Here is a 12,899-nt window from a genome sequence, read left to right on the forward strand (position 1 = left end):
CAGCCAGCGGGGAACATCGCGACAATGTGACCACTTCAATTGATCCTGCGCACACGCAGCAAACACCCCGGAGCTTTCATGGAAGCCTCATCGTACGAATTTCTCAAGCAACTGCTCCACACGCCCAGTCCCAGCGGTTACGAACGGCCGATTCAGGACGTCGTTCGCAAATACGTTGCTTCGTTCGCCGATACGGTTCGCACCGATGCTCACGGCAACGTCATCGCCTGCAAAAATCCCGAGGCGAAGGTACGCGTGATGTTCGCCGGTCACTGCGATCAGATCGGCATGCTCGTGACGCACTTTCACGACAGCGGTTTCATTTACGCACAGACGATCGGCGGTTGGGACCCGCAGCAACTGATCGGTCAGCGAATGGTGATCTGGGCCAGCGGTGGGCCGATTCCGGCGGTCATTTCGCGCAAGCCGATTCACTTGCTGACGGACGAAGAACGTAAGCAGGTTGTGAAGCTCGACGATCTGTGGCTCGATATTGGCGCCAAGACCAAGCAGGAAGCTCAGGAGTTGGTCCGCATTGGCGATCCAGTGACGCTGCAACTCGGCTTGGTCGAAATGCGGAACGGCCTGGCCAATTCGCCGGCGATGGATAACAAGACTGGCTTGTGGACGGTGATTGAAGCCCTCCGCCGTGCCTCGCTGCAATCGCTGCAGGTCGGCGTGTATGCAGTGTCGACGGTGGCCGAGGAAATCGGTCTGCGCGGCGCACAGACGAGCGCCTTCGGTGTCGATCCGCACATTGGCATTGCAGTCGATGTAACGCACGCGACCGATTGCCCCACGATCGACAAGCGGCAGCAAGGCGATATCGCTCTCGGCAACGGCCCGGTGATCTTCCGCGGTCCGAACATGAATCCAGTCGTCACGGAGCGACTGATCGCAACGGCGAAGGAGAAATTGATTCCCTTTCAAATGTCGGCCAGCGGCCGAGCCGTTCCCAATGATGCGAACGCGCTGCAGTTGAATCGCGCTGGTGTCGCGACGGGCCTGGTGAGTTTGCCGAATCGGTACATGCACTCGGCCGTGGAGATGGTGGCGCTCGAAGATCTCGACCGCGCTGCCGATCTGCTGGCGGCATTTGTGGTTGGTTTGAACGGCGACGAAGACTTCACGCCGTAAGTTTTCGGCGATCCGTTCGCAACAGCGTTTCGTGCAGCAGCAGGATTGCGACTGCCAGGAAGACGCCGAACTGCGCGATGGCTTCCAGGCTGACGTACTGCGCGAGAAAACCGGCGATCGCTGGCATCGCAGCGCCGCCAATCGTGGCGGCGCTCACTTGAAAGCCGATCGCATGGGCTGCGTGATTGGCGCCCAATCGCGCCGGTGTGCGCGACATCAAACCGGGAAAGATCGGCGCCAGGCCGATGCCGAGCAATACGAGGCCGGCGATGGAAACGGGCAGCGGTGCAAACGCAAACAGCAAGGTACCAATGACGGCGGTCACCGTACAGGCGCGCAGCATTCGATCGACACCAATCCAATTCGTCAGACCGCCGAGGAAGACGCGCCCCGCGCCGATCGAGCCGTAGTACACGCCGACGAGCACGCCGGCGGTCCCTTCAGCGACATGCCTCGATTCGATCAGCAGCGTGCAGGTCCAACCGCCGACCATGAACTCTAAACCGGTGTAGAGCGCGAAGGTCGCAATTTGCAGCCAGACGAGCGACTGACTGAGTGTCTCACGCATCGAAACGGGCAATTCCTGCGCAACTTCTTTGGTCGTATTTCCCGCATCCCACCATTTCAGCGTCATTGCAAAGACGAGCACCAGCGCCAAGACCAGCGATCCCACGATCGCATATCCGAGTCGCCAAGAATTCGCATAGGTCAGCGCTGCCGTCATCAGGAATGGCCCGAGTGTCGCGCCCAAGCTATAGCAGGCGTGCAGCCAATTCATGTGCACCGGCGAAAAATGGCTGGCCGCGTAATGGTTCAGCCCGGCGTCGATCGCGCCGGAACCTAAGCCCCAGCAAAAGATGCATGCCAGAAAAACCGCAAACAGCGGCGCGCTCGCATTGCCGAACATCGCGAGGGCCACGAGCAAACTGCTGAGCGTCAGCAACAAACCGATGCCCAACCGCTGCGCCAGCTGCCCGGCGAAAAAGCTGGAGAGAAAATAGCCAGTGCCCAGCGCAACCGAGATCGAACTGAAGGCGACCTGCGGCAGCTTGAACCACTCGCGCACGTGTAGCCAGGCGACACCGGTCACCGCATCGGGCAAACCGAGGCTGATGAAAGCGATGTAAGAAATGACCAGGAGCAGCACGCCGCTGCTCGCGCCGGTTAGGGCGCTCTTCTTGGTGACATCCGTTTCTGCTGCACTCATCCTGTCATTAGAACAGATCGTCGCCCGGCTCGCGGCCTAGTAGTTCCGCCGCTCTCTTCCAATCGCGGTCTGCATCTTCCTCGCGGCCGAGTTCTTTCAGATTCAAACTGCGGTGATAGTAGATGACCGCGTCGTTGTGGTCGCGCTCTTGCTGTTTCTTCGCGAACTGTTTGTATTCGCGCACTTGAGTGGAGTCGGCCTTCTCGTGAGCCTTGTGAAACTCGCGCACGAGCAGCAAGTTTTCCACCGCTTCGTCAAAATCGCGTTGGGCCGCGGCAAAATCTGACTTTTTGAAATTGACCAAGCCGCGGGTGTCGACGCAGGCCATCACGCTAGCGCGGCATTCGGCCAGCATTTCAGAGGCTTCGGCAGTTTTTTTCTTTGCCGCCACAGCAGCCGACATCAGATTCTCGGCGTCCTTCAAGTTTGCTCTTGCGCCGGCAACGGCCGTGTCGGCATCGGCGAGCGCTGCGTCCAAGTCTTTTCCCCCGAGCGCTCGCGCATAGGCCAAACCGTTCAGCGCCTCTTGCCGAGTGGGAGTGCCGATTTTTTCGCTTAGATGAACGAGCTCCTGACTATCGGCGATGGCATCCTGGTAGCGATGCAGATGCTGATACAGGCGACTCCGTTCGGAGATCCAAGTCATGTACCAATGCGATCCTTCCTTCGCGCCGGTCAGCTGATCTTGCACATATTCGAGTGCCAACTCGTATTTACCGTCTTCCTTGTTCCAAAGGTATTGGGCCCGCAAGTACTGCTCGTCCTTGGGCTGCTGCTTGAGCAGTTCGTTCAGCATTTCCGTGGCGCGAGCTTTTTCACCCGCGTCGCGCGCTTCGAGCGCGGAGGCAAATTTCCAAGCTCGTCGCTGATTGGGAATCTCGGTGATCAACACGACGCCGCCCAAGAGCAACGCCAGCAGCCAGAAAAAGCCAGGACCGCGCCGCTGGGGCTTGGATTGGTTCGTGGTGGATTGAGATTCGTTCATGCAGTCTTCGCTGTCGCCGCTAGCGAGTGGAATCGCGGAATGGATGTCTGCACGCAGCATAACACCTGAGCTTGGGTAAGCTGTATGCCGGGTACGAGCTTTGCTGAATCAATCGACGGCGGCGGGCCGATGCTGTCGCAATTGGGGAACGGACCGATTGATGGCCCAGTTCACCTCAACTGGTAAATAATTCTGAACAGGTTAGGATGTTCGGTTGACCTACGCTGGAGGCGGGCGGTCACGAACCTCACACATTTTTTCTGGGAGACCCGCCCATGTTGCTTCGTAATCCTCGCCTGCAGAAATTGATTGGCGGAACATTCATCGAATGGCTGGGCATCGATATGGCCGCCCGGGCCGAAATGCTCGCCCTGATGATGCACAAGGATTGGAGCAAGCTCAAGATTCTTCGCCGAGCCCGCCGCGAACGCTGGTCGATGGTGACGAACTTCGAGTCGTTCATCGTCCACTCGCTGGCCACCGGTTTTGCCAAGACGCCCGGCGATTTTGCCGAAGTGGGCATCTATCAAGGAAGCACGGCCAAGGTCATTTGCGAAGCCAAGGGTGACAAGACCTTCCATCTGTGCGATACGTTCGAAGGGTTGCCGGAACCCTCGGAATCGGAAAAGCACATCGAAAAGAAGGGCCGCTTTGCCTGCAGCATCGAATCGATTCAGAAGTACCTGAAGGATTTCAAGCAGCTGGAATATCACAAGGGCTTTTGCCCCGACAGCGTGAAGGGCGTGCTCGACAACCACAAGTTCAGCTTCGTGCATCTCGACGTCGATTTGTATCAAAGCACGAAGGAGTGCATCGAGTACTTCTTCCCGCGCCTCATTCCCGGCGGCGTGATTCTGTCGCACGATTACTCGATTCTGCCCGGCGTCCGCCAGGCCTTTGCGGAGTTCTGCGAAGGACGGCAGGAACAAGTAATCGAACTGCCGACGACCCAGTGCATGTTGATCAAGACGACGATGTAGAGCACGAGGGAGGGCGAGGCTCTGTCACGCGACATAAAGTTTTGCCGGGTTGTGGGATTCGGTAGCATGAGTTCGTCTCGGGCGTCTGGTGAATTCGTTGCTGCGGAGATTCGATCATGCCTCGTGCTTTGGCTTTGGCGGTTCGGCGGGCGATTTGGCGACGATCTAAGAATGGGCAGTCGGTGGCGCTCATCGCCCAGGAGTTGGAGTTGTGCGAGCGGACGGTGAGGAGCTTTTTGCAGCGGTTGCGGGCGCGGGGCGAGGCTGCGTTGGCGGCCAATTATCAGGCGTGCGGCAGAGAGCGTTCGCAGGATGCGGAAGTGGTGCGGCGGCGAACATTGCGATTGCGTGAGCAGCATCGGCGCTGGGGCGCTGAGCGTTTGCGAATTGAATTAACGCGGTGGTTTGTTGCGGCTCAACTTCCCAGCACGCGCACATTGCAGCGCTGGTTGCGGACCACGCGGCCTGCGCCGAGTGGTCGTCGCCAGGGCACGCGCGTGACGCGAGCAGAGCAGCCGCACCACGTTTGGCAGATTGATGCTGCGGAGCAGAAGCGACTGGCCAGCGGCGCGCCGGTGTCGTGGTTGCGCGTGGCCGATGAGTGCAGCGGCGCGGTGCTAATGTCGTTTGTTTTTTCCCCTCGGTCACTTCACGCAGGTTCCCGTGGTTCGCGTGCAGGCCTGTTTGCGGCAGGTTTTTAGCGAATATGGAAGGCCGCACGTGATGCGTGTCGACAACGGCGCACCGTGGGGTTCGTGGAGCGATCTCCCCACCGCGCTCGCGCTATGGCTCATCGGCTTGGGTATTGAGATGCACTGGAACACGCCGCGCCGACCGCAGGAGAACGGCGTGATCGAACGAAGTCAGAGCCTGGTGAATACTTGGGCGGAACCGCGGCAGTGCCGAACTGTGCGTCAGTTTCAATCGCGACTGCGGCATGAAGATCGCTTGCAACGCGAAGTTTATCCCGCAATTCACAAGCAGCCGCGAGTCGTGGCGTTCCCCGAGCTGAAGCATTCGGGGCGCACCTACACGGCAGGTTGGGAACGACGTCACTGGAACTGGGACCGCGTGCTTGAGCATCTCAGCACCTATTGCGTGCCCCGTCGTGTCGATCAGTCGGGCAAGATCGGGCCGTATCACCGCAAGCTGTTTATCGGCGCCCGACACGCCGGCCGCGACGTGTACCTGAGCTTCGACCCCGATCGCTTGGAATGGCTGGTGACCGATGAACCAGGCAACCAACTGCGAGCGATATACGCCTCCGACTGGACTCCACACGCCGTGCGCACTCTCCAAGTGCCAGGGCCGGCGCAGCGTCGCAAATGAAAACACTGGCGTAGACAAGTGAACATGAAAGCTAGCTAGATCGGCAAAACTTTATGTCGCTATTAACGCGGCAAAACTTTGTGTCGCGTGACAGGCTCCCGCCGAGCCGTGGTCGCGGTGGTAGATATCGCGACGCTGCACTCCTCTGTTCAAAATCAATCGATCGTCCTAGAGGGACATGAAATCGCGGGCGCGGCTCGATAGGAGTCTCGCACGCTCGGGTGGCACCCAAAATCTCTACCGAGAAATTTCGCAGTCGTAGTTGTTTTTACAATTACGACAGGTTTATGCTGTTGAACAGACCGCAAGGGCATTCGATTCCTGCGGCGCCCTTTTTCTCAGGGGTAACAGCGAATGCGTCTCTCTCAACGCACGGTTCGTGAGCGCACTCCGGGCTTTACGCTCGTCGAGTTGTTGGTGGTAATCGCCATCATTGGGGTCTTGGTCGCCCTGCTATTGCCCGCCGTGCAAGCGGCCCGCGAAGCGGCGCGGCGATCTTCGTGTCAGAATAATTTGCGTCAGCATGGCCTGGCGACGCAGAATTTTCACGACACTTATTTGTTTCTGCCGCCGCTGCGCATCCATGGGGCCGAAGGGTGGGCCAGCTATTGGGTGCTGATCATGCCCTTCATGGAACAGCGGTCGTTGCAGGAGAAATGGGATCTCAAGCTGAAGTATGCGGAGCAGTCGCAGATCGCTCGCGAATCGCAGATCAAGAACAACTACTGCCCTTCGCGCCGTCCGGGCGGATTGAGCAAGTCGGAACAATTTTGGGTAGCCGATACCACAGCGCCGCCAGAACCGACGAGCGCGGGAACAACCGAAGATCGCTTCGGCCCCACGAACAATTTGCCCGGCGCGGTCGGCGACTATGCTGCCTGCGTGGGCGACATGCGGGGCATTCCGAACGATCCCAACGCGCAGAACTGGTTCAACACCAACAGCAACGGCGCGATCATCATCGGCAGTCCCATGCCGGTTCCAGCCGCCGCTTCGGCGGGCGCACAAGTTGTGATGTTCAGCAGCAATACTCGCCTCGCCGCGATCGAAGATGGCACGAGTAACACGTTTCTCGTTGGCGAAAAACATGTACCGCTGAAAATGTTCGGCCGGCTGAAGGTCGGCGACGGACCAATCTACAGCGGCGCGTGGTCGGCCTTTCCAGGACGAATCGCCGGGCTCGAAGATCCGCTGGCGCGCAGCCCAACCGACATCACGCCAAGTGCTGGGGTTGTCGACGGCATCTATGCCCGCAAGTTCGGCAGCTACCATCCGAGCGTTTGCCAATTCGTCTTCTGCGACGGCAGCACGCGGGCCATCAAGACTTCGATTGATGGCGTGAGCTTGCGAGCCCTCGCTGTGCGCAACGATGGCGAGGTGATCAAGTATGACTAACGTCGTGCGGAGCCTAGCTCTGCTTTCGATTTTTGCGTTGCTGTTGCTCGCGGGTTGCAATACGAACGGCATTCACCCCGTTCGCGGACAAGTTGTTTGGAAAGACACGAAGCAACCGGCCAGCGAACTCGCCAATTCGCTCATCTCGTTCGAACAAGCCGAGACTCAAACGAGTGCCCGCGGCCAGATTAAACCGGACGGCACCTTTCAACTGACGACGAACGACGAAAACGATGGCGCCAAGGTCGGCGAGCACTTGGTGCTGCTTGTGGAGATTGGCCGCCTGCCGCTGGCCTCGGATCCGACCAAGCTGTCGCCGGGAAAAATCCCCGCCCGCTACGCGACTCCGGGTACCGACTTGCGCGCGACGATCAAACCTGGATTCAATCAGCCGACGATCGAGGTGGAACGGTTGGGGAAATGAAGCTGCGGATTCTGAGGCAGGGGCTGGGAACTGGGGGCTTGGGACTAGGGAAACACAGGACAATTTTGTCCTGGCATTCCCTAACCCCCAGCCCCTAACCCCCAGCCCCTAACCCTCAGCCCCCACTAGAATGTCTCCGAAACCGGTGACCGGTTTTCGCCGCTCGCGTCCGGCCCTTAGTACGCAATCGCTGGATTCAATTCATGGCTGCTGGAGGCCGGTGTTACGGCTGTTTCCGACCTGCGGAAGTTTGCTTCTGCGATTCGATTCCGACGATCGACAATCGGACGGAAGTGCTGATATTGCAGCATCGCCGGGAATATTTTCATCGATTCAATACGGCGCGGATTGTCGAACAATCGCTCCGCAATTCACAGCTGCTAGCCGATCACACACACAATCTGGCCGAGCGATTGCAACTGAAACCGGGGGCCGGGCTGCTTTATCCAGGACCGAGTTCGATCCCGATTGCGGAGTTGCCGGCCGAACAACGGCCGCAACAGCTGGTCATTCTCGACGGTACGTGGCATCAAACGAAAACGCTGCTGCGCGATATTCCCGCGCTGCAGAGTCTGCCGCGTTATCAATTGTCGCCGACCTCTCCCAGCCGTTACCGCATTCGCCGCGAACCCGACGAAGCTTTTGTCTCCACCATCGAAGCTACCGTCGCGGCGTTGCGTTTGCTCGAGCCGGAGACAGTCGGCCTTGAAGGTTTGCTGCAAGCCTTTGAAAAAATGGTTGATGTGCAATTGGCGCATCCCGGTTCGATCACTGGCGCGCGGTGGCAGGCCCGCCGCAATCGCAGCGTGCGAAATGTTCCGCTCGCACTGCAGGGAAACTTGCAGAACATCGTCGTGGCTTACGGCGAGGCGCCGCCCGGTGAACGAGGCGCTGGCAAGCGAGCGCCGAGTCCGCCGCTGGTGTGGGTTGCACGGCGACTCAGCGACGGTGCGGACTTTGCCTGCACCTTGACCCCGAGTCAGCCGCTGAGCGATGTATTTCTCGGCCATCTGGAATTGGCGCGCGGTGATTTCGACACAGCCGTCTCGATTGAAGAAGCCCGCCGCCGCTGGGCTGCGTTCGAACGGCCCGGCGATGTAGTCACGGTGATTCAGCCGGGTACTGCTGAACTTTTTTCGCACCTCGCCGGTCGGCACAATCGCTGCCTGGTCCTCAAAGCGGTCGATTTGAAGTCGCTGCCGGACTTAGAGACGGAAAGTCCAGCCGAGATCAACTTCGCGCCGGCGCAAACGCTGGGTCGCGCCACCAAGCGACTTGCTGCCGCGATTACGCTGGTCCAGCAACTGAGCGCACTGCTCGCACGGCGGCAGGCACTGCGAGCATCGTCAGACTGAGGGCGATTTACTGGCGACTTGCTGCAGTAACAGTTTTTCTGAGGCGTCGAGCCCATCGGGCCCCGCTTCGATCCCGACTGGATCGGCATGGAGAAGCACTTTCAAAAACACGCAGGCAGCCAGATAGCTGCCAGCGAGCGAAGGATGACTCTCGTCGCGATCGTGCAGAACTGGGGGCTCGTGTTTGGCGAGGAACTGCTGCCAAACGAGTCCCACGGGTACGACGATGGACTTGAGTTCGTTGCCGACCGAAGTGTAGGCATCGGCGATTACTTGTTGTGCCTCGGGAGCATGCTGCCGAGCCCAGGTCATGTAGAGGACGGTCTTCGCGCCGGACTTTTTGATAACCTCGTCAAACAGCCGCACATTTTCTGCCATCCGCTGCGCGTTCTTCACCGGCAGCGTACTTTGCTCCTGCAGCACGACATAGTCGTACTTGCCCTCAGCGATTTTCTCGGTGGCTTGTTCGCGATTCCAGTGATTGCGAAGCGAAGCTCCGCCGACCGAGACCAGTTCATGGCTGACCTGCACCCCGCGCGCGGCGGCCAACTGGGCGATTAACTCCGGCAAGTCATTCCGCTGCGTAAAGCTGTTGCCAATAAAGAGAATCTTGACGCTCGTGGATGATTTTTTCTTAGCCATGGCCGCAGTCAAAAGTAGAACGGAGAAGCCTCCGCTCATTGTAAGTACGCGCACCCAATCTCCCTATCTCCCAACTCCGCATCCCAACACGCGCCCGTCCCTTTTTCCCCGTGCCCGCGAACCTAGGAGCTATTCCTGGCGTCCTGTGGTATAACTAAGGAGATCGGTAAGGCTTCCGCATCGGGTATTCCCGGCAATGGTCCGGGTTAGGAGGGGTTCACGCCCAGCCTGGTTTACCAACCGCGTGCTGCCGAGGATAGGCACGCATGCGGCGACAGCTTTCGAGCTGTGAGCCGACTGGTCGTGTTACTTTCCTACGCGGAGGTGCATGTATGACGACGGCAGTTCTCCAGCGACCGACGCTGGTGCTCAATCGCAACTGGCAGCCGGTTCGAGTTTCGACGGTGGCCCGCTCGCTGGTCTTACTTTGGAACGGCACGGCGAAGGTTGTCGACCCGACCGACTTTCAGCAGTACGACTGGCAAGACTGGTCGCAACTCAAGCCGCTCGACGGCGAGCCTTTCATCCAGGCTATACATTCGCGGATGCGAGTGCCCGAAGTCGTTTCGCTCACGGTCTACGACCGCATGCCGCAGATGGACGTGGCGTTCAGTCGCCGCAACCTGTTCAAGCGCGACCACTACCAGTGCCAATACTGCGGCGTGCAGCCGGGGGGCGACGATCTGACGATCGACCACGTCACCCCGCGTTCGCGCGGCGGTCTTAGCACGTGGGAAAATTGCGTGCTCGCGTGCGTCGAGTGCAATAAGAAGAAGGCCAATCACGGCCTCGCCGAAGTCGGCATGCGGCTGAAGAAGACGCCCATCCGACCGAAGTGGAAGCCGCTGTACGCCATCAGCAGCATGCCCATCGCGAGCTGGACGAAGTTCATCAGCGAAGCGTACTGGAATGTAGAACTCGAGCCGTAGGCGTGAACGCCGGGGCTGGGGGCTGGGAACTAGGGGCTGGGGAAATGCGTTACAATTGAACGCATTCCCTAGCCCATTTTTGTTTCTGCTGCCTAGGCTTCCCCCGCCCTAGATCCCAGTTCCCAGCCCCTAGCCCCCACCACCCATGGATTCCCTGACTGCCGCGCGCTGGCAAATGACCATCTCACTGGCGTTTCACATGGTCTATGCTGCCGTGGGAATCGGCTTGCCATTGTTGCTGGTGATGGTCGAAGGGATGTATCTGCGAACGGGCCAGGAGCAGTACAAGAAGCTCGCCAAGAAATGGTCGAAGGTGATGGGGCTGCTGTTCGCCGTCGGCGCGGTGAGCGGCACGGCTCTGTCGCTTGAGTTGGGTCTGCTGTGGCCCGCGTACATGGAAATCATGGGCGCGGTTGTCGGCCATATCTTCGGCCTCGAGGGTTATGCGTTTTTTCTCGAAGCCATTTTCATTGGCATCTACCTCTACGCATGGGACAAGATCAGCCCGCTCGCGCATTGGTTGAGTGGTGTGGTGATTGCGACGACCGGCATGCTGTCAGGCATCTTTGTGCTTGGCGTGAACGCTTGGATGCAGCAGCCGGTGGGTTTCGAGATGGCCGATAAGGTCGTGACAGTCACCGATCCGATCGCGATCTTCAAGCAGCCGTTGTGGTTCTACATGGCGTGGCACAGCACGCTCGCTTGTTACTTGTCGGTCGCATTTGCGGTCGCTGGTTGGTATTCCTATCTCGCGCTGAAGGGGCGCAACGACGCTTACGTTCGCTCCGGGCTCATCGCGGCGATGTTGCTCGGCGGAGTGTGCGCTTTTCTGCAACCAATGAGTGGCGACTTACTCGCCAAGTTCGTTTTCAAAACGCAGCCGACGAAATTCGCTGCCATGGAAGGACAATTCAAAACCGAAAAGCACGCGCCGCTGCGAATCGGCGGTTGGCCCGATGAAAAGACTCGCGAAACGAAATACGCGATCGAGATTCCCGGCGGTTTGAGCTTCATTGCAACCGGCGACTCAACGGCGGAAGTACCGGGCCTCGATCGTGTGCCGGAGCGCGATTGGCCGAATATCGAACTGACGCATCTGGCGTTTCAAATCATGGTTGGCTCGGGCACGGCGCTGATGTTTGTTTCGGTTTGGTTTTGGATTGCCTGGTTTCGGTACCGAGAGAACGTGCTGAGCAGCCGCTGGCTGATGCGGGCCCTGATTGTTTGCACGCCGCTCGGGTTCATCGGTCTGGAATCGGGCTGGATGGTCACCGAACTCGGCCGGCAACCGTGGGTCATTCAGGGGCTGATGCGAACCAAGGATGCCGTCACTCCAGTGGCTGGCGTGCAAGGAATGTTTGTCGCTTTCACGCTGCTGTATGGATTGCTGACGGTGATGGTCATTGCACTACTCTGGAAGCTGGCTCAATCGAGCAAGGACGGCGAGGTGGCGAAATGATTTCCACCGAGCTCCTGGTGAACATTTCTGCCGCGGCTGCGCTCTTCGGCATGATGGCTTACGGCATGTTCGGCGGCGCCGACTTCGGCGGCGGCGTGTGGGATCTGTTCGCGACTGGTCCACGCAAAAGAGAACAGCGGCTCGCCATCCAAAAAGCGATGGGCCCGGTCTGGGAAGCGAACCACGTCTGGCTGATCTTTGTCGTCGTGGTCCTCTTCACTTGTTTTCCGCGAGCCTATTCCAAACTTGCTATCGCGCTGTTTGTGCCGTTCCATCTGGCGCTGGTGGGGATCATTCTTCGCGGCGCGTCGTTTGTGTTTCGTTCTTATCAAGCCCAAGAACCCAGCGATGCAGCCGATACCAGCATCTGGGGCGTAGTCTTCGGCGTGGCTTCGATTATTTCCCCCGTGCTGCTCGGCGCGGCGTTCGGTGTTGTGACCGAAGGCTTGATCCAAGTGAAGGACGGTCAAGTCGAGGCACATCCTGCGTTCTGGCTCACGCCTTATGCACTTGCGAACGGTCTGCTGGCTCTGGTTACGTGCGCGTATCTCGCCGCCGTTTATTTGACGAACGAGACCCAAGGCGAACTCCGCGAGGATTTTAGATATCGCGCGATTCTCGCCGGAACCGGCACCGCCGCGCTCGCGGGTATTGTGCTGGCGCTCGCCTGGTTCGAAGCTCGCTGGTTCGTCGATCGCATGCTCTCGCCGCGAGCACTTCCAGTGGTGATCGCCGGTCTGTTCTGTTTCGCCGCTTCGGCTTGGGCAGTCTTCACACGGCGGTATGTTCTTAGCCGCGTCTTTGCCGCTGGCGAAATCTGCATGCTGATTCTTGGCTGGGGTTTGGCTCAACACCCGTTTCTGGTTTATCCCGATCTCACCTTTGAGACCACCGCAGCGCCGCACGCAACGCTGCTTTTTCTGGTTCTCTCCCTGCCAGTTGGCGGGCTGCTCCTCGTGCCATCCCTGTTCTACTTGTTCCGCGTGTTCAAGTCGTAAACCAGTTCGCCCTCGGCTGCGTAGTAATGTCGTGGCCGAAAGGCAAACTCTTCCACCTC

13 protein-coding genes are annotated in these 12,899 nt (G+C 59.0%); 10 read left to right on the forward strand and 3 right to left on the reverse strand.

Annotated elements, in window-relative coordinates; genetic code table 11:
- The first annotated feature begins 78 nt into the window (after positions 1-78).
- On the forward strand, positions 79-1,137 hold the full coding sequence (locus M9Q49_RS08485; RefSeq protein ID WP_254508287.1) for a M42 family metallopeptidase: 1,059 nt from the start codon (positions 79-81) through the stop codon (positions 1,135-1,137).
- Here M9Q49_RS08485 and M9Q49_RS08490 read toward each other — a convergent pair.
- Together M9Q49_RS08490 and M9Q49_RS08495 are read right to left on the reverse strand one after the other, a co-directional pair.
- Positions 1,127-2,344 (reverse strand): MFS transporter, encoded by a 1,218-nt coding sequence (locus tag M9Q49_RS08490; RefSeq protein WP_254508288.1) that lies wholly within the window; start codon positions 2,342-2,344, stop codon positions 1,127-1,129. The two genes, M9Q49_RS08485 and M9Q49_RS08490, sit on opposite strands and share 11 nt — an antisense overlap.
- Before the next feature lie 7 nt (positions 2,345-2,351).
- Positions 2,352-3,329, reverse strand: a complete 978-nt coding sequence (locus tag M9Q49_RS08495) for a hypothetical protein (RefSeq protein ID WP_254508289.1) — start codon at positions 3,327-3,329, stop codon at positions 2,352-2,354.
- A 275-nt stretch (positions 3,330-3,604) separates the two neighbouring features.
- Between M9Q49_RS08495 and M9Q49_RS08500 the strand changes: the two genes are divergently transcribed.
- The 6 genes from M9Q49_RS08500 (at position 3,605) to M9Q49_RS08525 (ending at position 8,812) form a co-directional block, all read left to right on the forward strand.
- Positions 3,605-4,309 (forward strand): TylF/MycF/NovP-related O-methyltransferase, encoded by a 705-nt coding sequence (locus M9Q49_RS08500; RefSeq protein ID WP_254508290.1) that lies wholly within the window; start codon positions 3,605-3,607, stop codon positions 4,307-4,309.
- 116 nt (positions 4,310-4,425) lie between these two features.
- Positions 4,426-5,010, forward strand: a complete 585-nt coding sequence (locus M9Q49_RS08505; RefSeq protein WP_254507121.1) for a helix-turn-helix domain-containing protein — start codon at positions 4,426-4,428, stop codon at positions 5,008-5,010.
- A gap of 19 nt (positions 5,011-5,029) precedes the next feature.
- On the forward strand, positions 5,030-5,638 hold the full coding sequence (locus M9Q49_RS08510) for a hypothetical protein (protein ID WP_254507120.1): 609 nt from the start codon (positions 5,030-5,032) through the stop codon (positions 5,636-5,638).
- A 354-nt stretch (positions 5,639-5,992) separates the two neighbouring features.
- A complete protein-coding gene (locus M9Q49_RS08515) occupies positions 5,993-7,033 on the forward strand; it encodes a DUF1559 domain-containing protein (protein WP_254508291.1) in 1,041 nt (346 codons plus the stop codon).
- Positions 7,026-7,457, forward strand: coding sequence for a hypothetical protein (locus tag M9Q49_RS08520; protein WP_254508292.1), 432 nt, complete (start codon positions 7,026-7,028; stop codon positions 7,455-7,457). The genes M9Q49_RS08515 and M9Q49_RS08520 overlap by 8 nt, the downstream gene beginning before the upstream one ends.
- A 203-nt stretch (positions 7,458-7,660) precedes the next feature.
- Positions 7,661-8,812: a tRNA-uridine aminocarboxypropyltransferase gene (locus tag M9Q49_RS08525; protein ID WP_254508293.1), complete on the forward strand. Its 1,152-nt coding sequence runs from the start codon at positions 7,661-7,663 to the stop codon at positions 8,810-8,812.
- Here the strand turns inward: M9Q49_RS08525 and M9Q49_RS08530 are convergent.
- Positions 8,804-9,454: a DUF4886 domain-containing protein gene (locus tag M9Q49_RS08530; protein ID WP_254508294.1), complete on the reverse strand. Its 651-nt coding sequence runs from the start codon at positions 9,452-9,454 to the stop codon at positions 8,804-8,806. The genes M9Q49_RS08525 and M9Q49_RS08530 overlap by 9 nt on opposite strands.
- Positions 9,455-9,786: 332 nt before the next feature.
- On the opposite strand from M9Q49_RS08530, the gene M9Q49_RS08535 reads away from it, so the two are divergent.
- The 3 genes from M9Q49_RS08535 to M9Q49_RS08545 all read left to right on the forward strand — a co-directional run bounded on the left by M9Q49_RS08535 (position 9,787) and on the right by M9Q49_RS08545 (position 12,840).
- Complete coding sequence (locus M9Q49_RS08535) at positions 9,787-10,383, forward strand: HNH endonuclease (RefSeq protein ID WP_254508295.1); 597 nt, start codon at positions 9,787-9,789, stop codon at positions 10,381-10,383.
- Between the two features lie 145 nt (positions 10,384-10,528).
- Positions 10,529-11,842 carry a cytochrome ubiquinol oxidase subunit I gene (locus M9Q49_RS08540; protein WP_254508296.1) on the forward strand — a complete coding sequence of 438 codons (1,314 nt, stop codon included), beginning with the start codon at positions 10,529-10,531 and terminating at the stop codon, positions 11,840-11,842.
- Positions 11,839-12,840 carry a cytochrome d ubiquinol oxidase subunit II gene (locus M9Q49_RS08545; RefSeq protein ID WP_254508297.1) on the forward strand — a complete coding sequence of 334 codons (1,002 nt, stop codon included), beginning with the start codon at positions 11,839-11,841 and terminating at the stop codon, positions 12,838-12,840. Before M9Q49_RS08540 ends, M9Q49_RS08545 begins: the two co-directional genes overlap by 4 nt.
- Positions 12,841-12,899 lie beyond the last annotated feature (59 nt).

It is taken from the genome of Anatilimnocola floriformis (genome assembly GCF_024256385.1).
GTDB classification, from domain to species: Bacteria; Planctomycetota; Planctomycetia; order Pirellulales; family Pirellulaceae; genus Anatilimnocola; species Anatilimnocola floriformis.